Origin of the sequence: Brevundimonas sp., from assembly GCF_032017145.1 — a bacterium.
Taxonomy (GTDB): Bacteria; Pseudomonadota; Alphaproteobacteria; order Caulobacterales; family Caulobacteraceae; genus Brevundimonas.
In genome coordinates this window covers 1-20,091 of record NZ_DALZQC010000063.1, presented here as the reverse complement: position 1 = coordinate 20,091, position 20,091 = coordinate 1, and the positions used below count along the sequence as shown (strand labels likewise).

18 protein-coding genes are annotated in these 20,091 nt (G+C 66.1%); 17 read left to right on the top strand and 1 reads right to left on the bottom strand.

Features of this window, described 5'->3' with window-relative positions:
• The 14 genes from RTU05_RS11475 to RTU05_RS11410 form a co-directional block, all read left to right on the top strand.
• On the top strand, nucleotides 1-277 hold a 277-nt coding region (locus tag RTU05_RS11475; protein ID WP_312598375.1), incomplete at its 5' end, for an NADH-quinone oxidoreductase subunit J.
• Nucleotides 277-582 carry an NADH-quinone oxidoreductase subunit NuoK gene (gene nuoK, locus RTU05_RS11470; RefSeq protein WP_017503985.1) on the top strand — a complete coding sequence of 102 codons (306 nt, stop codon included), beginning with the start codon at nucleotides 277-279 and terminating at the stop codon, nucleotides 580-582. The genes RTU05_RS11475 and nuoK, both read left to right, overlap by 1 nt.
• A 2-nt stretch (nucleotides 583-584) precedes the next feature.
• Complete coding sequence (gene nuoL / locus RTU05_RS11465) at nucleotides 585-2,690, top strand: NADH-quinone oxidoreductase subunit L (RefSeq protein WP_312598373.1); 2,106 nt, start codon at nucleotides 585-587, stop codon at nucleotides 2,688-2,690.
• A 4-nt stretch (nucleotides 2,691-2,694) separates the two neighbouring features.
• Entirely contained in the window at nucleotides 2,695-4,179 is a 1,485-nt protein-coding gene (locus RTU05_RS11460) for an NADH-quinone oxidoreductase subunit M (protein ID WP_312598371.1), read from the top strand.
• A 7-nt stretch (nucleotides 4,180-4,186) separates the two neighbouring features.
• Nucleotides 4,187-5,629, top strand: a complete 1,443-nt coding sequence (gene nuoN, locus RTU05_RS11455) for an NADH-quinone oxidoreductase subunit NuoN (protein ID WP_312598369.1) — start codon at nucleotides 4,187-4,189, stop codon at nucleotides 5,627-5,629.
• Between the two features lie 4 nt (nucleotides 5,630-5,633).
• Nucleotides 5,634-6,398 carry a biotin--[acetyl-CoA-carboxylase] ligase gene (locus RTU05_RS11450; protein ID WP_312598367.1) on the top strand — a complete coding sequence of 255 codons (765 nt, stop codon included), beginning with the start codon at nucleotides 5,634-5,636 and terminating at the stop codon, nucleotides 6,396-6,398.
• Entirely contained in the window at nucleotides 6,395-7,174 is a 780-nt protein-coding gene (locus RTU05_RS11445) for a type III pantothenate kinase (RefSeq protein WP_312598379.1), read from the top strand. Before RTU05_RS11450 ends, RTU05_RS11445 begins: the two co-directional genes overlap by 4 nt.
• Nucleotides 7,175-8,848: a ribonuclease J gene (locus tag RTU05_RS11440; RefSeq protein ID WP_312598365.1), complete on the top strand. Its 1,674-nt coding sequence runs from the start codon at nucleotides 7,175-7,177 to the stop codon at nucleotides 8,846-8,848. It abuts the gene before it with no gap.
• Nucleotides 8,849-8,901: 53 nt separating this feature from the next.
• The gene (locus tag RTU05_RS11435; protein ID WP_312598363.1) at nucleotides 8,902-9,810 is read left to right on the top strand and encodes a hypothetical protein; all 909 of its coding nucleotides are present in this window, start codon (nucleotides 8,902-8,904) and stop codon (nucleotides 9,808-9,810) included.
• Between the two features lie 40 nt (nucleotides 9,811-9,850).
• Complete coding sequence (locus RTU05_RS11430; RefSeq protein WP_248116309.1) at nucleotides 9,851-10,189, top strand: DUF3088 family protein; 339 nt, start codon at nucleotides 9,851-9,853, stop codon at nucleotides 10,187-10,189.
• Nucleotides 10,190-10,205: 16 nt separating this feature from the next.
• Complete coding sequence (locus tag RTU05_RS11425) at nucleotides 10,206-10,472, top strand: DUF1467 family protein (RefSeq protein ID WP_312598361.1); 267 nt, start codon at nucleotides 10,206-10,208, stop codon at nucleotides 10,470-10,472.
• Nucleotides 10,473-10,549: 77 nt separating this feature from the next.
• Nucleotides 10,550-11,866, top strand: coding sequence for a proline--tRNA ligase (proS, locus tag RTU05_RS11420; protein ID WP_312598359.1), 1,317 nt, complete (start codon nucleotides 10,550-10,552; stop codon nucleotides 11,864-11,866).
• The gene (locus tag RTU05_RS11415) at nucleotides 11,863-13,149 is read left to right on the top strand and encodes a lipoprotein-releasing ABC transporter permease subunit (RefSeq protein ID WP_312598357.1); all 1,287 of its coding nucleotides are present in this window, start codon (nucleotides 11,863-11,865) and stop codon (nucleotides 13,147-13,149) included. Before proS ends, RTU05_RS11415 begins: the two co-directional genes overlap by 4 nt.
• Entirely contained in the window at nucleotides 13,142-13,846 is a 705-nt protein-coding gene (locus RTU05_RS11410; protein WP_312598356.1) for an ABC transporter ATP-binding protein, read from the top strand. The genes RTU05_RS11415 and RTU05_RS11410 overlap by 8 nt, the downstream gene beginning before the upstream one ends.
• On the opposite strand, the gene msrA is transcribed toward RTU05_RS11410, so the two are convergent.
• Entirely contained in the window at nucleotides 13,847-14,449 is a 603-nt protein-coding gene (gene msrA, locus RTU05_RS11405) for a peptide-methionine (S)-S-oxide reductase MsrA (protein ID WP_312598355.1), read from the bottom strand.
• Between the two features lie 503 nt (nucleotides 14,450-14,952).
• Between msrA and dnaE the strand changes: the two genes are divergently transcribed.
• The 3 genes from dnaE to rpsB all read left to right on the top strand — a co-directional run.
• Nucleotides 14,953-18,405, top strand: a complete 3,453-nt coding sequence (gene dnaE, locus RTU05_RS11400) for a DNA polymerase III subunit alpha (RefSeq protein WP_312598377.1) — start codon at nucleotides 14,953-14,955, stop codon at nucleotides 18,403-18,405.
• A gap of 93 nt (nucleotides 18,406-18,498) precedes the next feature.
• A complete protein-coding gene (locus RTU05_RS11395) occupies nucleotides 18,499-19,095 on the top strand; it encodes a DUF4142 domain-containing protein (RefSeq protein WP_312598354.1) in 597 nt (198 codons plus the stop codon).
• Nucleotides 19,096-19,321: 226 nt separating this feature from the next.
• Nucleotides 19,322-20,091: 30S ribosomal protein S2 (gene rpsB / locus RTU05_RS11390; RefSeq protein ID WP_312598352.1), on the top strand; the 770-nt coding region annotated here is incomplete at its 3' end.

Sequence of the window (20,091 nt, the reverse complement as noted above, 5' to 3'; positions counted from 1 at the left end):
GGCGGCGGGCCTGCCGGCGCTGGGCGCGCCGGACGCCAGCGTCACCAATGTCGAGGCCATCGGTCGCGTGCTCTACACGGACTACGTCTACTTCTTCCAGGCGGCCGGGATCGTGCTGCTGATCGCGATGATCGGCGCCATCACTCTGACGCTGCGTCACAAGCCGCATATCAAGCGCCAGAACCCCGGCGATCAGGTGAACCGCGACCGTCTGAAGTCGGTCGAGATCAAGCCCGCCGCAACGGGCAAGGGCGTCAGCGCCGAGGAGCTTCTGTGATGATCGGTCTGACCCACTATCTGACGGTCGCCGCGATCCTGTTCACCATCGGGGTGTTCGGCATCTTCGTGAACCGCAAGAACGTCATCATCATCCTGATGTCGATCGAGCTGATCCTGCTGGCCGTGAACATCAACTTCGTCGCCTTCTCGACCTATCTGAACGAGATCAGCGGGCAGATCATGGCGATGTTCGTCCTGACCGTCGCCGCCGCCGAGGCCGCCGTCGGCCTGGCCATCCTGGTGACCTTCTTCCGTAACCGCGGCGACATCGCCGTCGACGACGCCTCCGTGATGAAGGGTTGAGCGTGACTTTCCATACCCTCGTCATTCTCGGGATCTTCGCCCCGCTGCTGGGCGCGGCCATCGCCGGCTTCTTCGGCCGCCGGATCGGCAATATCCCGTCGCAGGCCGTCACGACCGGCCTGCTGTTCTTCTCCTGCGCCGTCGCCTGGACGGTGTTCGGCCAATGGACATGGGGCCATCTTGAGCCGTTCACGATCCGCCTGGCGCCCTTCATCAACGTGGGCGACTTCCAGTCGGCCTGGTCGATCCGCATCGACGCCCTGTCGGCGACCATGCTGATCGTGGTGACCAGCGTGTCGTCGCTGGTCCACCTGTATTCCTGGGGCTATATGGCCGAGGACGACAGCCGGCCGCGCTTCTTCGCCTATCTGTCGCTGTTCACCTTCATGATGCTGGCGCTGGTGACGGCGGCCGACTTCATGCAGATCTTCTTCGGCTGGGAAGGGGTGGGCCTGGCGTCCTATCTGCTGATCGGCTTCTGGTTCAAGAAGCCGACGGCCAGCGCCGCCGCCATCAAGGCCTTCGTCGTCAACCGCGTCGGCGATTTCGGCTTCGTCCTGGGGATCATGACGATCTTCTGGATGTACGGGACCATCAACTTCGCCGAACTGTTCCCGCTGATCGCGACCAAGGCCGGCACGACGTGGGAGTTCCTGGGCGTCCAGTGGTCCGCGCTGGATCTGGCCGGCTTCCTGCTGTTCATCGGCGCCATGGGCAAGTCGGCGCAGTTCTTCCTGCACACCTGGTTGCCGGACGCCATGGAAGGCCCGACGCCGGTGTCGGCGCTGATCCACGCGGCGACCATGGTGACCGCGGGCGTCTATATGGTCTGCCTGCTGAGCCCCATCTATGAGTATGCGCCGGGCGCGTCGCAGATCATCGCCATCATCGGCGCGATCACGGCCCTGTTCGCCGCGACGGTCGGCCTGACGCAGAACGACATCAAGCGGGTCATCGCCTATTCGACCTGTTCGCAGCTGGGTTACATGTTCTTCGCGGCGGGCGTCGGCGCCTATCAGTCCGCCATGTTCCACCTGTTCACCCACGCCTTCTTCAAGGCCCTGCTGTTCCTGGGCGCCGGGTCGGTGATCCATGGGATGCACCACGAGCAGGACATGCGGAAGATGGGCGGTCTGTGGAAGCTGCTGCCCGTGACCTATGCGGTCATGACCATCGGCACCATCGCCATCACCGGCCTGGGCATCCCCGGCGTCGGCGGCTTCGCCGGATTCTATTCGAAGGACTCGATCATCGAGAGCGCCTATGCCTCGGCGGCGTCGGGTCACTCGGCCATCGGTCTGTTCGCCTTCTTCGTCGGCATCATCGCCGCCGGTCTGACGGCCTACTATTCGTGGCGTCTGGTCTTCATGACCTTCCACAACAAGCCGGTGTGGAAGGAAGAGGGCGATGCGCATCACGCCGCCCATCACGGGGACGATCACGTTTCGCACGCGCAGCTGGAAACCCATTCCGAGCCGGTCACGGACGGCCACGCGCATGACGGTCATGCCCATGACGACCACGGCCACCATGGCCCGCTGAAGCCGCACGAGAGCCCGCCGGTCATGCTGATCCCGCTGATCCTGCTGTCGGTCGGCGCGGTCGCCGCCGGCTTCGTCTTCGCGCCGCACTTCATCGGCCATCACGAGGGCGAGTTCTGGCGCGGCGCCATCTTCACCGGCGCGCACAACCACGTCCTGCACGAGAGCCATTCGGTCCCGACCTGGGTGAAGTGGTCGCCGCTGATCCTGACCCTGATCGGCACCGCCTTCGCCTATTGGATCTATGTCGCCCGCGAAGGCATGGGCCGCCGCATGGCCGAGCGGAACGGCGTCATCTACCGCTTCCTCTACAACAAGTGGTATTTCGACGAGCTGTATGACTTCGTCTTCGTGCGCGGCTTCCGCGCCATCGGGAACTTCTTCTGGAAGGTCTGCGACGTGAAGCTGATCGATGGGCTGGGGCCGAACGGCGCCGCCTGGGTGTCGCTGAAATCCGCCGCTCGACTGGCCAAGATCCAGTCCGGCTATGTCTATCACTATGCCTTCGTGATGCTGCTCGGGGTGGCTGGCCTGCTCACCTTCGCCATCCTCGCGTGGGGAGCCTGATCTCGTGCCCTACATCCTGAGCCTCGTTACATTCCTGCCCCTGCTCGGGGCCCTGGCGATCTTCGTCGCCCGGCTGACGTCCAAGTCGGCCGATGCGACCGCGCCTGCCGCGCGATGGATCGCCCTGATCACGACCCTGGCCGTGCTGGCGGTGTCGGTCGTGCTGGTCTCGGGCTTCGACCCGGCCAATACCGGCTATCAGTTCGTGGAGATGGTCCCGTGGTTCGCGGGCGCCAGCTATCATCTGGGCGTCGACGGGATTTCGGTCCTGTTCGTCCTGCTGACCGCCTTCCTGATGCCGATCTGCATCCTGGCCAGCTGGAAGTCGGTCGAGACGCGCGTCGTCGAATATATGATCGCCTTCCTGGTGCTGGAGACGCTGGTCATCGGGGTGTTCACCTCGCTGGACCTGTTCCTGTTCTACATCTTCTTCGAAGGCACCCTGGTTCCGATGTTCCTGATCATCGGCATCTGGGGCGGTCAGAACCGGATCTACGCGGCCTACAAGTTCTTCCTCTACACCCTGCTGGGGTCGGTGCTGATGCTGCTGGCCATGCTGTGGATGGCGCATGAAGCGGGCACGACCAGCATTCCCGAACTGAAGCGGTTCGCCTTCGATCCGGCGGTGCAGCCGATCCTGTGGCTGGCCTTCTTCGCGTCCTTCGCGGTCAAGATGCCGATGTGGCCGGTCCACACCTGGCTGCCCGACGCCCACGTCCAGGCGCCGACGGCCGGTTCGGTGATCCTGGCCGGCATTCTGCTGAAGCTGGGCGGGTATGGCTTCATCCTGTTCAACGTGCCGATGTTCCCGATGGCGTCGGAGATGTTCCGCCCGCTGGTCTTCACCCTGTCGGTCATCGCCATCGTCTACACATCGCTGGTCGCCTGGCGTCAGACGGACATCAAGAAGTTGATCGCCTATTCGTCGGTCGCCCACATGGGCTTCGTGACCCTGGGCATCTTCGCCGGCAACGACGTCGGCATGCAGGGCGCCGTCTTCCAGATGATCAGCCACGGCCTGATCTCGGGCGCGCTGTTCCTGTGCGTCGGCGTGGTCTACGACCGGATGCACACCCGCGAGATCGCCTTCTACGGCGGCCTGACGTCAAAGATGCCCTGGTATGCGGCCATCTTCCTGATGTTCACCATGGCCAACGTCGGCCTGCCGGGCACCTCGGGCTTCATCGGGGAAGTGCTGACCATGACGGGCGCCTATCAGGCCTCGACCTGGGCGGCGCTGGTCGCGGCGTCGGGCGTGATCTTCTCGGCGGTCTACGCCCTGACCCTGTACCGCGCGGTCATGTTCGGCGAGATCACCAATCCGAAGCTGGAGACCATCGCCGACATCGACAAGCGCGAACTGCTGCTGTTCGTGCCGCTGATCGTCGGCACGCTCTGGTTGGGGGTCCATCCGGCCTCCGTCCTCGATTACACCGGGCCCGCCGTCGAGGCCCTGACCAGCGCCTATCGCGCCGCGATCGGCGGGTGAGACCATAATGCCTGATCTGTCCTCCGCCCTGCATCTCGCCGCCTCGGAAGTCACCCTCGCGGTCGGCGCCCTGGCCCTGCTGATGGTCGGCGCCTTCGTCGGCGACAAGAGCGCCCGGCTGGTGTCGATCCTGTCGGTCCTGCTGCTGATCGCCGCCTCGGTCATCTCGATCGTCGGGCCGTGGGGCGTCGCCTTCAACGGGGCCTATGTCGCCGATCCGCTGGCCATCTACGCCAAGAGCCTGATCTATCTGTCGGCCGCCGTGGCCGTCGTTCTGGGCGACGGCTGGATGAAGCGCACGCGCATCGCCAAGTTCGAATATCCGGTCCTGATCGTGCTGGCTTCGGCCGGCATGGGGATGATGGCGTCCTCGGGCGACCTGATCTCCATGTATGTCGGTATCGAGCTGCACTCGCTGGCCCTGTATGTTCTGGCCGCCTTCCACCGCAACGACGTCAAGGCGTCGGAAGCGGGCCTGAAGTATTTCGTCCTGGGCGCCCTGTCGTCGGGCCTGCTGCTGTATGGCTCCAGCCTGATCTACGGTTTCGCCGGGTCGATGCGGTTCGAGGATATCGCCGCCTTCGCCGCCGACAACCCCGGCCCGGGCCTGGTGTTCGGTCTGGTCTTCCTGATCTGCGGCCTGGCGTTCAAGGTTTCGGCCGCGCCGTTCCACATGTGGACGCCGGACGTGTATGAGGGCGCGCCGACGCCGGTCGTGGCCCTGTTCGCCACGGCGCCCAAGGTGGCGGCCATGGTTCTGATCACCCGCGCGCTGGAGCATGGTTTCGGCGACGCCCACGCCCAGTGGTCGCAGGTCCTGATCGCCATTTCTCTGATCAGCTTCGTCGTCGGCGCCTTCGGCGGCCTGGCGCAGAAGGATATCCAGCGCCTCTTGGCCTATTCGTCGATCGCCAACATCGGCTACGCCCTGCTGGGCATTGCGGCGGGCACGGCCGAGGGCCTGCAGGCCATGCTGATGTTCATGACGCTGTATGTCATCGACCAGCTGGGCTTCTTCGCCATCCTGCTGTCGCTGTCCAAGTCGGGGCGTCCGATCCGCCGCATCGCCGATCTGGCCGGTCTGAAGAAGGATCGTCCGTTGACGGCCGTGGCCCTGACCATCCTGTCGCTGTCGGTCCTGGGCATGCCGCCGTTCTCGGGCTTCTGGGGCAAGTATTATGTGTTCGGCGCCGCTGCCGATGCGGGCCTGTGGCCGGTCGCGGCCGCCGGTCTGGTCGCCTCGGTCGTCGCCGCCTTCTACTATCTGCGCATCATCAAGCTGATGTGGTTCGATCCGCCCGTCGACGACATCGCCACCGACGCCGCGCCGGTCGAGGCAAAGTGGATCGGCTGGGCCTGCGCGGCCTTCGCCTTCCCGCTGGTGATCGTGGGTCTGACCTGGCTGGAGCCGCTGACCAAGGCCGCGAGCGCCGGCTTCGGGAACGGGTAGGGCGTTGACGCCCGCCCCCCTGGTCATCCTCGACGAGATCGACTCGACGCTGTCGGAGGCCCGACGGCTGGCGGAAGCCGGAGAGGTCGGTCCGAAGTGGATCATCGCCCGCCGCCAGACGGCGGGCCGTGGTCGCCGGGGTCGGGCCTGGGTGGACAGGCCGGGCAATCTGGCCGCCACCCTGTTGATCAGGGTTCATGCGACGCCGCGAGAAGCGGCGCAGGCGACGTTCATCGCCGCGCTGGCCGTCGCGGATCTGCTGGATGTTTTCGTGTCGCCCGCCCTGGTGTCCATCAAATGGCCGAACGACGTCCTGCTGGACGGCCGTAAGGTGTCCGGTATTCTGGTGGAGAGCGGGGCGCATGCGTCGGGCGGACTCTGGCTGGCCATAGGCATCGGCGTGAACCTGACCCACGCGCCCGAAGGCACGGAAACCGCTGCGGCGGCGATGTCCGAAAAGCTGCGGGAAGACCATGCGTTCGCGCCGCCCATCGAGGCCGCCGCCGAGATTCTGGCCGAAACCTTCGCCGTCTGGTGGGGACGCTGGCAGACGCTGGGCTTCGAGCCGGTGCTGGACGCCTGGACCAGCCGCCTGACCGGGCTGAACGGCCCGTGCGTCGCGCGTCTGGACAATGAGACCGTGGAGGGCGTGGCCGAGGGGGTGGAGCCGGACGGCGCTTTGCGCCTGCGTCTGGCGGACGGTTCGGCGCGGCTGATCTCCGCCGGCGACGTCTTCTTTGGTTCGGCGCCCAAGGTCGGGGCCGCCTGATGCTTCTGGCCATCGAACAGGGCAACACCAATACGCTGTTCGCCGTTCACGACGGATCGGACTGGATCGCCCAATGGCGCGCCGCCACCGAGGCCAGCCGCACGGCGGACGAATACGCCGTGTGGCTGAACCAGTTGATGGTGATGAAGGGGCTGGCCGTCGCGGACCTGACCGGATGCATCATCTCCAGCGTGGTGCCGCAGTCGATCTTCAATCTGCGCAATCTGGCGCGCCGCTATCTGAACATCGAACCTCTGGTGATCGGCGAGAACGTCGATCTGGGCATCGACGTGCGGATCGCCAAGCCCAGCGAGGCCGGCGCCGACCGTCTGGTCAACGCCATCGGGGCCAAGCTGCTCTATCCGGGCGATCTGATCGTGATCGACAGCGGCACGGCGACGACCTTCGACATCGTGGCGGACGACGGCGCCTTCGAGGGCGGGCTGATCGCGCCGGGCATCAATCTGTCGCTCCAGGCCCTGCACGAGGCGGCGGCCAAACTGCCGCGCATCGCCATCCAGCGGCCCGAGCACGTCATAGGACGCGGCACGGTCGAGGCCATGCAGTCCGGCGTCTTCTGGGGCTATATTTCGTTGATCGAGGGGCTGGTCGGGCGCATCAAGGCCGAGTGGGGCAAGCCCATGACGGTCATCGGCACCGGCGGCGTCGCCAGCCTGTTCGAAGGCGCGACCGACAGCATCGACCACTTCGATTCCGACCTGACCATTCGCGGCCTCCTCGCAATCTGGCGTCGTAACGCCCATTTGACTGACTGAATGAAAAAGCAAAACCAAGACGAACTCGTTTTCCTGCCGCTGGGCGGCTCGGACGAGGTCGGTATGAACCTGAACGCCTATGGCTTCGGCCCCGAGGCGAACCGTGAATGGCTGATCGTCGATGTCGGCGCCACCTTCGGCGACCTGTCCACGCCCGGCGTGGACGTGATCGTGCCCGATCCCACCTATCTGCAGGGCGAGACGATCAAGGGCATCGTCCTGACCCACGCGCACGAGGACCATATCGGCGCCCTGGGCTGGTTGTGGCCGCGCATCAAGGCGCCGATCTACGCCACGCCCTTCACCGCCTATCTGATCCGAGACAAGCTGCGCGAGCGCGGCATCCTGGATCAGGTCGAACTGATCGAGGTTCCGCTGGGCGGCACGGTCGACATCGGTTCGTTCGGCGTCACCTTCGTCAACATGACCCACTCGATCGCCGAGCCGAGCGGCCTGGCCATCGACACCCCGCTGGGGATGGTGTTCCACACCGGCGACTGGAAGATCGACGACCAGCCGGTGATCGGGACAAAGACCGACGCCCCCGCCATTCGCGCCCTTGGCGACGAAGGCGTGCTGGCCATGGTGTGCGATTCCACCAATGTCTTCGTGCCGGGCGTCGCCGGGTCCGAGGGCGATGTGGCGGTCGCCCTCTCCAAACTGATCGCCGGCCTGAAGGGCCGTGTCGCCGTGGGCTGTTTCGCCTCCAACGTCGCCCGGATGGACAGCGTGATCCGCGCGGCCGAGGCCTGCGGGCGTCGCGTCGCCCTGGCCGGGCGGTCGATGCACCGGATTACGGCGGCCGCCAAGCACGTCGGCATGCTGCAGGACGTCAAACCCTTCCTGTCGGACGAGGAGGCCCGCGTCTGGCCGGCGGACCAGATCCTGTATCTGTGCACCGGCAGCCAGGGCGAGGCGAGGGCGGCCCTGTCGCGGGTCGCCGACGGCACCCATCCGACCGTCAAACTGGGCCTGGGCGATCACTGCATCTTCTCGTCACGCCAGATTCCGGGCAACGAACTGGCCATCGGCAATCTGCAGGATCGCCTCGCCGACCGGGGGGTGCGCCTCTACACCGAGAAGGATCATCCCGGCATCCACGTCTCGGGCCACCCCTGCCGTGACGAGCTGAAGCAGATGTACGAATGGGTGCGGCCGCAGATCGCGGTGCCGACCCACGGCGTTCGACGCTTCCTGCTCGAACACGCCAACCTGGCCAAGGAAGTGGGCGTTCAGGAAACGGTCACGCCGCGCAACGGCGACATGGTGCGCCTGGCGCCCGGACCGGCCCAGATCGTCGACGAGGTGCCGAACGGCCGCCTCTATGTCGATGGCGGGATGCTGGTCACCGAACAGGGCGAGGCGCTGAAGGAGCGTCGGCACGCCTCCACCAACGGCGTGCTGATCGTCAGCTTCGCCCTGGACAAGCGCGGCCGCATCGTCAGCGACATCGATATCCGCAGCGTGGGCCTGCCCGGCGATCTGCAGAAGCCGCTGGGCGATGTGCTGGACGATCTGGCCGAGCGCGTCGAACAGGTGGTCAAGAACCTGAAGGGCGAGGCGCTGGAGGACGAGATGGTCGTCGAACAGGCCATCGCCCGCGTGCTGAAGAAGGCCAGCCAGCAGGTCTGGGATCGCCGTCCCATCGTCGAGACCGTCGTGCTGCGGGTCTGATGCAACCTTGACCGTTCGGGCGCATTCTTGCGCTCGAACCGTTGGGGCAGCCGATGTCGAACAAGCCAAGGCGCGCGCGCCGTCTGTTGCAGCGGGTGCGCCACGCCCGCCATCCGCTGACAGGGTGGCGGCGCTGGGCGGTGATTGCGGGGCAGGGGCTGGCCGGCTTCGTCGCCCTGTTCGCCGTGGTCAATCTGGCGCTCAGCCTTTCGACCTTCCGGGGCGAGGACCCGCTGGCGCGCACGGTTCAGGAACTGCGCGTCCTGTGGTTCAGCCCGCCGCCGGGTCAGCCGATGTCGCCAGACGCCTTTCCCAGCGTCTATGGCCGGGACCTGGGGCCGGCGCCCGATACGGCCGCCATCCACGCCTTTCTGGAGCGGGAGGCCGAGGACGGCGTCTTCCTTTTGGACCATGTGATGGTCGATCGCATCCTGGCGCTGAATGGCCGAATCGACGCCCGCAGTCTGCCGGTCGGCGTCTATGTCGGCGCCCATGCGCTGGGGCCGGACGGCCTGCCGTTCGTGCCGGTGACCAAGTTTCTGGCGCAGTATCTGCTGTTTCCGCGTCACGCCTATATCCTGGTCGTGCCCGCCGAGGGGCCGGCCATGGCCTTTTCAGCCAGTCAGAACGCCAAGTTCGGCATCGCCGTGCATCCCGATCGACTCTCGGCCGAGGTCGCGCCATTCACGCCCGACGCCTACGACTTTCCCAACTCGGGTGAGGCGCTGCATGAGATGACGCGCATCACCGACGATCCCGTGCGCGTTGCCGGAGCCGTCGAGGCTTTGAAGGGCGCCCAGGCGCGGCTGGCGCAGGAGGGCCTGACCTATGGTCTGCTGGCGCCCAACTCCAACACGGCGGTCGGCTGCGTGCTGGAAGGATCGGGCGCCATCACCCAGCAGGCGCGCGCCTCCATCCTGCTGGCCCTGCGCGCGCCGGGCTTCGGGGCGGCCTGCGATTAGCGGTCGCGACAGGCCGTCCGCATCGGCTATAGGCTGAGGCATGGCCGAGACGCTCTTTCTGTTGAACCCCGACTGGCATGACGATCAGGGCGGGCCGTGGTTCTGCCCGCCCGGCGCCTATATCGAGGGCGTTCTGGCCTTCTATCCGCGACTGCGCGAGGCGCTGAATGTGGTCTATCTGGACCATGCGAAGCCGCGACCGCCGGTGATCGAACAGGTGGGCGAGGCGCATCAGAGCTGTCCGATCCTGATCCTGGACGGCGAACTGGACTGGCCCGACGCGCAGGTCAGCGCGGCGACCGGACGGCGTTTCCTGCAGGATCACGCCATCGCCCCCTATCTGGCGGCCCGCTACGGCGTCGGCCGCCCGCATCCCTGAAGCAAAGAGGTCCGTCATGCCCATCGGCCCGCTGACCATGATCGGCATCTACATCATCGTCTGGTGGACGGTGCTGTTCGCCGTCCTGCCGCTCGGCACCTCGCAGGAAACGCACGAGCCGCCGACCGACGGCGCCCAATGGGGCGCGCCCCGCGCGCCCAACCTGAAGAAGAAGTTCCTGACCACCACCTGGGTTTCGGCCATCGTCTGGGCCTTCGTCATGGTGCTGATCTTCACCGGCTGGCTGCCGCTGCCGGACTTCTCGCACGCGCCTGCGGTCTAAACCGCAAGCCGGTCTAGCTTTCGCCCCGGTCCAGCGGCTAAAGCCTTGTTCCGTCTCTACGCCTAGGATTCCCGACCATGCGCCTGTCGCGCTTTTTCCTGCCCACGCTGAAGGAAGCCCCTTCGGACGCCCAGATCGTCTCGCACCAGCTGATGTTGCGCGCCGGCATGATCAAGCAGGAGGCCGCCGGCATCTACGCCTGGCTGCCGCTGGGTCTGAAGGTGCTGCGAAAGATCGAGCAGATCGTGCGCGAAGAGCAGACGCGTGCAGGGGCGGTCGAACTGCTGATGCCGACGCTGCAACTGGCCGACCTGTGGCGCGAGAGCGGCCGCTACGACGCCTACGGCCCCGAGATGCTGCGCATCACCGACCGGCATGAGCGCGAGTTGCTGTACGGCCCCACCAACGAGGAGATGGTGACCGACATCTTCCGGGCCTATGTGAAGTCCTACAAGTCGCTGCCGCTGAACCTGTTTCACATCCAGTGGAAGTTCCGTGACGAGCGCCGTCCGCGCTTTGGGGTGATGCGCGGACGCGAGTTCCTGATGAAGGACGCCTATTCGTTCGATCTGGACGAGGCGTCGGCCCGCACTGCCTACAACCGGATGTTCACGGCCTATCTTAACACCTTCGCCCGGATCGGTCTGAAGGCCGTGCCGATGCGCGCGGACACCGGCCCCATCGGCGGCGACCTGAGCCATGAGTTCATCGTTCTGGCCGAAACGGGCGAGAGCGAGGTCTTCTGCGACCGCAAGCTGGTCGAGATGGCGCCGCCCGGACATGACCTGGACGCCGAAGCGCTGCAGGCCGTGTTCAACGAGCGCACGGCGCTGTACGCCGCGACCGAGGAAATGCACGACCAGGCCCAGTTCGAGGCCCAGACCGCCGAAAGCGACCGCCTGTCGGCGCGCGGCATCGAGGTCGGGCACATCTTCTACTTCGGCACCAAATACTCCGTGCCCATGAAGGCCAAGGTCGCCGGGCCGGACGGCCAGGACACCGAGGTCCATATGGGCAGCTATGGCGTGGGCGTGTCGCGCCTGCTGGGCGCCATCATCGAGGCCAGCCACGACGACGGCGGCATCATTTGGCCCGACTCCGTGGCACCTTTCGATGTCGTGGTCATCAATCTGCGCGCCAATGACGAAGCCGTCTCGGCCGCCTGCGAAGATGCGGTCGCCCAGCTGGAAGCCCTGGGCAAGGACGTGCTGTACGACGACACGGACGAGCGTCCGGGCGGCAAGTTCGCCACCGCCGACCTGATCGGCGTGCCGTGGCAGCTGACCATCGGGCCGAAAGGTCTGGCGGACGGCGTGGTCGAGCTGAAGCGCCGCGCGACCGGCGAAAAGGTCTCCGTTCCCTTGGCCGACGCCATCGAAAGGCTGACCGCTTGAGCCTGCCGTCCCGCCCGTCCGGCGCCTTCTCCTCATGGGAGATCGGCCTGGCCCTTCGCTACCTGCGCGCCAAGCGCAAGGAGGGCGGGGTGGCGACCATCGCCGTCATCAGCTTCATCGGCATCATGCTGGCCGTCGCCGTGCTGATCAGCGTGATGAGCATCATGTCCGGCTTCCGCAGCGAGCTGCTGGGCCGGATGCTGGCCTTCAACGGGCACATGTATGTGCAGGGGCCGGTCCTGACGTCGCCGGATCGGGATGCGGTCCTCAAGAAGATCGAGGCCATTCCCGGCGTCTATAGCGTCAATCCGCTGAACGAGGCGCAAAGCCTGATCCGCGTAGGCAGCTATACGACCGGCGTGATGGTCAAGGGCATTCGCCCAGAGGACCTGGCCAAGACCCAGTATGTGTTCGACAGCCTGTCGCCGCAGGAGCGCGAGAGCTTCGGCAAGGGCGCCTATGGCGGCGACCGCGTGTTGATCGGCGCGGCGCTGGCGAACTCGCTGGGCATCCGGGTCGGCGACGCGATCACCGTCTATTCCCCGACCGGGGCCGACAGCGCCTTCGGCAATCTGGGCGGGCTGGAGAAGACCTATTTCGTGGGCGGCCTGTTCCGCTCGGGCGCCGCCGATTACGACCGGGCCTTCATGTTCATGCCCCTGGAGCAGCAGCAGCTGTTCTTCGGCAAGGAAGGCGTGTGGGACGCCATCGAGATCAAGGTCGACGACCCCGATCAGGTCGGCGCCCTGACCCCCGCCATCCGCGCCGCCGCCGGCACCGGATCGGTCGTCAGCGACTGGCGCGAACGCCTCGCCGCCTTCTATGGCGCGCTGAAGGTCGAGCGGGTGGCCATGAGCATCATTCTGGGCCTGGTCGTGGCCATCGCCGCCATGAACATCATCTCCGGCATCGTCATGCTAGTGAAGAACAAGGGGCGCGACATCGCCATCCTGCGCACCATCGGCGCCAGCCCCTCGGCGATCCTGCGCGTCTTCTTCATGGCCGGCGCCATGATCGGCGTGGCGGGCACGGTCGCCGGACTGCTGCTGGGCCTGCTGTTCTGCTGGAACATCGGCGCGATCCAGCATTTCCTGGAGTGGGTGTTGCAGACCAAGCTGTTCGATTCCGACGTCTATATGCTGGACGCCATTCCCGCTCTGGTCGATCCCGTCGATGTGACCTGGGTCGCCTTCTGGTCGTTGCTGATGAGCTGTATCGCCAGCCTGCCGCCGTCGTGGAATGCGTCGCGCATCGATCCCGTGGAGGCGCTCCGCTATGAGTAAGGCCCCCATTCTGTCGGTGCGCGGCCTGACCCGCACCTATCCCACGGCCCAGGGCGGGCTGACGGTGCTGAAGGGCGTCGATCTGGACGTGCTTCCCGGCGAACTGGTCGGGCTGATCGGCCCTTCGGGGTCCGGCAAGTCGTCGCTGCTGCACGCCGCCGGTCTGTTGGAAAAGCCGACCAGCGGCACGGTGGCCATCGACGGCGAACAGGTCGGGGACCTGGACGAGCGCGCGCGAACGCGCCTGCGCCTGGGCCGGATCGGCTTCGTCTATCAATTCCACCATCTGCTGCCCGAGTTCGACGCCCGCGACAATGTGGCTCTGCCGATGCGGATCGCCGGCCTGGGGCAGGACGAAGCTCGCAAGCGCGCCGAGGTCACCCTGACCGCGCTGGGGCTGGGCGAGCGCCTGACGCACCAGCCGGCCCAACTGTCGGGCGGCGAGCAGCAGCGCGTCGCCATCGCCCGCGCCCTGGCCAACGGTCCACGTCTGTTGCTGGCCGACGAGCCGACCGGCAACCTGGACCCGACCACCAGCCAGTCTGTGTTCGAATCCCTGCGCGACCTGGCCAAGACCACGGGCGTCGCCGCCCTGATCGCCACGCACAATATGGAGCTGGCCGGCCATATGGACCGGGTCTTCGCCCTGCGCGACGGCCATCTGGAAGAGCGCGCGGCCGAAAGCCACGCCTATTGATCAGCTGACGGCGGCGTCGCCCCAGATGGCGCGAAGCCGTTCGGGGCGGCGGCAACCGATCCGATAGGCCTGATAGCTGGCGGCGTGGCGCCTGGCGTAGTTCTGATGCTCATCGCCCGCTGGCCAGAAGCGCTGGACGCCCACCACCGGGGTGGTGAAACTCTTTCTCAGCACCCGCATCGCTGCATCGCGCGAGGCGACCGCGTCGGCCCGCTGCTGGCCCGTGGCGAAGACGGCCGAACGATAGGACGGACCCTGATCGCAGAACTGGCCGTTTGGATCGGTCGGGTCGATGGTGCGCCAGTAGCGATCCACCAGGGCGCGATAACTGACGATGCGCTGATCGAAGGTGACCTGCACCGCCTCCATATGACCGGTACCGCCGCGTACGACCTGCTCATAGGTCGGATTGGCGGTATGTCCGCCGACGAAACCCGACACGGCGGACCGCACGCCGGGCACGTCGTCGAACGCCTTTTCCTCGGACCAGAAACAGCCGCCGGCGAAGATCGCCGTCTGCACGACGGGCGAACGGGACTGGGCATAGACGACCGGCGCCGCCAACAAGGCCGCCGCCGCCAGAATGGAAACTCCCAACCGCATCGCCATTATCCGTTGTTGTCTGGTCAGCAATACGTGGGCGACAGCCATTCGGTTTCCGGCCTCGGGATACGGCTGACTTGGCGAGGCGACGAATGCGACGCTTGACGAGAACGCACAGGGAACATAGAACAGACAGAGAACAGTTGCGAGGTCGGGAAAGCCATGCCGCGTTTGATGAGGGATATGTTGTCGTTGGCCTGCTGCGGCGGCTTCGTCTGGATGGTCTGGACGTTGGCGTTCAGCGTAACCGCCGTTTGAAGGGACAGACGGCGGGTGTCGCCGTCTGAGTTGCGTCGCCGGACGATCGACAGGTTGAACGGTGTTGAGACGATTCAAGCTCTGTTTTCCGATCCCGCGATCGTCTGTTCGCGGTTCTTCTGGGGATGATGGAGCGCCGCATCTGGTTTGCCATGGTGGCGCGGCGCAGGATGTGAGACTCGCATTAGGGTGATGATCGGCGTGGACGTTGCGCCGCCCCGGACGGAGATCCAGTGAGCCAGCCGATGAACAGCCAGGGTTTCGTGCATCTGCGGGTTCGGTCGGCCTATTCGTTGCTGGAGGGTGCGATCAAGGCCGGCAAGGTCGGCAAGCTGGCGGCGGACGCCGGTATGCCCGCCGTCGCCGTGGCGGACCGGGCCAATCTGTTCGGGGCGCTGGAGTTTAGCCAGACAGCCAAGGATGCGGGCGTCCAGCCCATCGTGGCCTGCGCCCTGCCGGTCGTGGGCATCGGCGGCCAGATCAACGCGCGCTGGGCCAAGACGCCGACCGTGGTGCTGCTGGCCCAGGACATGACGGGCTGGCTGAATCTGTGCGCTCTGTCGTCCTCGGCCTATCTGGACGCGGGCGAAATGGCCGAGCCGGGCGTGGCCTGGGATCAGGTCGTGGCGCGCGCCGAAGGCTTGATCCTGCTGTCCGGCGGCCCTGACGGCCCGGTCGACCCGCTGTTCGCCCAGGGCAAGACCGCCGAGGGCGTCGGGACGCTGGCGCAGATGAAGGCTGCGTTCGGCGACCGGTTCTACGTCGAGCTTCAGCGCCATGGCCTGGACGACGAACGCCGGGCCGAGCCGGGGCTGGTCGAATGGGCCTACGCCAACGACGTTCCGCTGGTCGCGACCAACGACGTCTATTACGCCAAGGCCGCCCAGGCGAAGTCGCACGACGCCCTGCTGTGCATCGCCGACGGCGCCTTCACCGGCCAGGAAGATCGTCGCCGCATCACCGGCGAGCACTGGTTCAAGTCGGCCGAGGCGATGCGCGACCTGTTCGCCGATCTGCCGGAAGCCTGTGACAACACCATCGACATCGCACGGCGCTGCGCCTTCCTGGTGCAGACCCACGCCCCGATCCTGCCGCGGTTCGACACCGGGGCCGGGCGGTCCGAGGCCGACGAACTGGCCCACCAGGCGCGCGAGGGGCTGAAGGTCCGCCTGACCCAGGTCGATCCCGCCGTGCCCGAGGAAGAGTATTGGGCGCGCTTGGAATGGGAGGTCGGGATCATCCAGCAGATGGGGTTCCCGGGCTACTTCCTGATCGTGTCGGACTTCATCAAATGGGCCAAGACCCACGGCATACCGGTCGGGCCGGGGCGCGGGTCCGGCGCCGGCTCGCTTGTAGCCTGGTCCCTGACCATCACCGACCTGGATCCGTTGCGGTTCGGCCTGCTGTTCGAGCGGTTCCTGAACCCCGAACGGGTCTCCATGCCCGACTTCGACATCGACTTCTGCCAGGAGCGGCGGGAAGAGGTGATCGACTATGTTCAGGCCCACTATGGCAAGGACCGGGTGGCCCAGATCATCACCTTCGGCACCTTGCAGGCGCGCGCAGTGCTGCGCGACGTCGGGCGGGTGCTGCAGATGCCGCTGGGGCAGGTGGACCGGCTCTGCAAGATGGTGCCGAACAATCCGGCCAACCCCGTCACCCTGGCCCAGGCCATCGAGCTGGAGCCGCGCCTGAAGGAGGCGAGGGACGCCGAACCGGCGGTCAAGACGCTGCTGGAAACGGCGCTGGAGTTGGAGGGGCTTTACCGCAACGCCTCGACCCACGCCGCCGGCATCGTCATCGGCGACCGACCGCTGACCGAACTGGTGCCGCTGTATCAGGACCCACGCTCGACCATCCCGGCCAGCCAGTTCAACATGAAGTGGGTCGAGCCGGCGGGCCTGGTGAAGTTCGACTTCCTGGGCCTGAAGACCCTGACCGTGCTGGACCGGGCGCGGGGCTATCTGGAGCGGCGCGGCGCGGCGCCGGAATGGAACCAGCTGCCGCTGGACGATGCGCGCACCTATGAGCTGATGGCGTCGGGCCAGACGGTCGGGGTGTTCCAGCTGGAATCCCAAGGGATGCGCGACACCCTGCGCAAGATGCGCTGCGGCTCCATCGAGGAGATCACCGCCCTTATCTCGCTCTATCGGCCGGGGCCGATGGAGATGATCGACACCTATATCGACCGCAAGTTCGGCCGGGCCGAGGTGGACTATCTGCACCCCAGTCTGAAGGAGGTGCTGACCGAGACCTATGGGGTCATCATCTACCAGGAACAGGTGATGAAGATCGCCCAGATCCTGGCGGGCTACAGCCTGGGCGAGGCCGACCTGCTGCGTCGGGCCATGGGCAAGAAGAAGAAGGAGGAGATGGACTTCCAGCGGGCGCGCTTCATCAAGGGTGCGCTGGAAAAGGCCGTGCCGGAAAGCCAGTCCGGCTCCATCTTCGACCTGGTGGCCAAGTTCGCGGGCTATGGCTTCAACAAGTCCCACGCCGCCGCCTACGCCCTGATTTCGTTCCAGACGGGATGGTTGAAGGCCAATCAGCCGGTCGAGTTCTTCGCCGCGTCGATGAGCCTGGACCTGTCGAACACCGACAAGCTGGCGGTCTTCTATCAGGATGCGCGCCGCTTCGAGGTGCCGGTGCTGTCGCCCGACATCAACCGCTCGTCCGCCGACTTCGACGTGGCGTGGGACGATGCGAAGGGCGCGGTCCTCTATGCCTTGGGCGCCATCCGAAACGTGGGCCTGGAGGCGATGAAGCACGTCATCGAAGTGCGCGAGACCGGTGGGCGGTTCGCCGACATCTTCGACTTCCTGGAACGGGTCGATCCGCGCAGCGTCAACAAGCGCGCGCTGGAGGGGCTGGCCAAGGCCGGCGCCTTCGACAGCATTCATCCCAATCGGCGCCAATTGGTCGAACAGGCCGATGTGCTGATGGCCTATTGCCAGAGCGTGGCGGCCGAGCGCGCCTCGTCGCAGGTGTCGCTGTTCGGCGGCGATCAGGCTCATGCGGCGCGCCCACGCCTGAAGACGGTCGAGCCGTGGGTCGGGCCGGAACGGCTGGATCACGAACTGGCCGCCGTGGGCTTCTATCTGTCGGGCCACCCGCTGGACGAGATGACGTCGGCCCTGAAACGCAAACGCGTCACCTTCGTCGCCGAGGCCATCCCGCTGGCGGAAACGGGGCACGAAGCCTTCCAGATGGCGGGTATGGTTCGGCGCAGACAGGAGCGGGCCAGCGCCCGAACCGGCGAGAAGTTCGCCTTCGTCACCTTTTCGGACCCGACGGGCGAGTTCGAATGTCTGTTCCCGCCCGAACAGCTTCGCAAATGCCGCGAGGTGCTGGAGCCCGGCGCATCGGTCATGGTGCGGGTCCGCGCCAAGGCGTCTGAGGGCGAGGTGCGCTTCTTCGGCGACGATGCGTCGCGCATGGACAATCTGCTGGACGACGCCAACATCGGCCTGCGCATCCATGTCTCGGCCCGAACCGCTGACGCCGACGCCTTGAAGGGCCGGCTGGAGCGCGCCCGATCCGGCGCCATCGGCAAGGGCGGCGAGATTTCGCTGATGATCGCCGGACTGGAGCAGGGGCGGGAAGTCGAGGTCAAACTGCCCGGCCGCTATCGATTGGACGGCGCCCTTCGCGGTGCGCTGAAGTCCGCGCCGGGCGTGGTCATGCTGGAGGACGCATAAGGGATCGCACGTCAGCTTATGGTCAAGCTTTTGATTTTTCGGAACCTCACGGGCGCGTGATGGGTTTGGTCAGTCCATAGGGAGACTGTTCCAATGAAATATCTCGCCATCGCCAGCGTCGCTTCGCTGGCTCTCCTCGCCGCGTGCAACCAGGGCGGAGACAGTGCCGGCCAGAACGCCAGCGAGGCCGTCAACGCCACCCAGGACGCGACCTCGGGCGTCGTCGGCCAGACCTCGGCCATGACCATGGGCGCCAACACCGTGGACGGCTTCGTCACCGGTCTGGGCACGAGCAATATGTACGAATTGGAAGCGGCCAAGATCGCCGCCGCCAAATCGACCAACGCCGATGTGAAGGCGCTGGCCGCCATGATCACCAAGGACCATACCGCCGCCGGCGAGAAACTGGGCGCCGCAGTCGCGACCGCTGGACCGAACGTGACCGTCCCGACCACGCTGGACGAACGCCGCAAGGGCCTGATCGACAACCTGAACGCCGCCACGCCCGGCGACTTCGACAAGGTCTATCTGAACCAGCAGGTCGCCGCCCACAATGAGGCTCTGACCCTGTTGAACGGCTTCGCGGGCAACACAGACGCTCCGGCCCTGTCGACCCTGGCGCGCGAACTGGTCGCCCCGGTGACCGCGCATCGTGACCGCGCCCAGGCGCTGCTGGATGCGATGAAGTAGGATCACACCTCAGGGCTGATCGGGAAAGGCGGTCTCGATGGAGGCCGCCTTTCTGCTACACGACACGCAGCCCTTGCTATTTGAGGCCATCCCGCCTAGATGGCCCTCGCATTTCGCAACGCGGGTGAGGCGCGATTCGGGGAGAAATCCCGGCACGCACCATTCCGAGGGTCATCCGACCTTTAATTCCCCGCGCCACGTTGATCGGAAAAAGGACTGAACGATCATGGCTCTGCCTGAATTCTCGATGCGCACCCTGCTGGAAGCGGGCGCTCACTTCGGCCACCAGACGCACCGCTGGAACCCGAAGATGGACCGCTACATCTTCGGCTCGCGCTCGAACATCCACATCATCGACCTGTCGCAGACCATGCCGCTGTTCCACCAGGCTCTGGTGGCCGTGCGCGACGTCGCCGCCAAGGGCGGTCGCGTTCTGTTCGTCGGCACCAAGCGCCAGGCTTCCGAGCCGGTCGCCGAAGCCGCCAAGCGCTGCGCCCAATACTATATGAACAACCGTTGGCTGGGCGGCACGCTGACCAACTGGCGCACCGTTTCGGGCTCGATCGCTCGCCTGCGCGAACTGGAAGGCATCCTCGAGAACGGCGGCGAAGGCCGCGTCAAGAAGGAACTGCTGACCCTGCAGCGCGAGAAGGACAAGCTGGAACTGTCGCTGGGCGGCATCAAGGACATGGGTTCCATTCCGGACATCATGTTCGTGATCGACACCAACAAGGAAGCGATCGCGATCCAGGAAGCCCGCAAGCTGAATATCCCGATCATCGCCATCCTGGACACCAACTCGGACCCGGACGGCATCACCTATCCGGTGCCCGGCAACGACGACGCCGCACGCGCCATCCAGACCTACTGCGACCTGATCGCGGACGCGGTGCTGGACGGTCTGGCCGCCGGCGCCTCGGCCTCGGGCGTGGACCTGGGCGCTTCGGAAGCTCCGGTCGAGCCGATGCTGCGCGAAGCCTCGGCGCCGGTCGCCGC

Coding starts and splice junctions, on each gene's coding strand:
- RTU05_RS11410 (WP_312598356.1), top strand. CDS start 13,142: ATGAGTAAGGCCCCCATTCTGTCGGTGCGCGGCCTGACCCGCACCTAT.
- msrA (WP_312598355.1), bottom strand. CDS start 14,449: ATGCGGTTGGGAGTTTCCATTCTGGCGGCGGCGGCCTTGTTGGCGGCG.
- RTU05_RS11395 (WP_312598354.1), top strand. CDS start 18,499: ATGAAATATCTCGCCATCGCCAGCGTCGCTTCGCTGGCTCTCCTCGCC.
- nuoK (WP_017503985.1), top strand. CDS start 277: ATGATCGGTCTGACCCACTATCTGACGGTCGCCGCGATCCTGTTCACC.
- RTU05_RS11430 (WP_248116309.1), top strand. CDS start 9,851: ATGGCCGAGACGCTCTTTCTGTTGAACCCCGACTGGCATGACGATCAG.
- nuoN (WP_312598369.1), top strand. CDS start 4,187: ATGCCTGATCTGTCCTCCGCCCTGCATCTCGCCGCCTCGGAAGTCACC.
- dnaE (WP_312598377.1), top strand. CDS start 14,953: ATGAACAGCCAGGGTTTCGTGCATCTGCGGGTTCGGTCGGCCTATTCG.
- proS (WP_312598359.1), top strand. CDS start 10,550: ATGCGCCTGTCGCGCTTTTTCCTGCCCACGCTGAAGGAAGCCCCTTCG.
- RTU05_RS11440 (WP_312598365.1), top strand. CDS start 7,175: ATGAAAAAGCAAAACCAAGACGAACTCGTTTTCCTGCCGCTGGGCGGC.
- RTU05_RS11435 (WP_312598363.1), top strand. CDS start 8,902: ATGTCGAACAAGCCAAGGCGCGCGCGCCGTCTGTTGCAGCGGGTGCGC.
- RTU05_RS11425 (WP_312598361.1), top strand. CDS start 10,206: ATGCCCATCGGCCCGCTGACCATGATCGGCATCTACATCATCGTCTGG.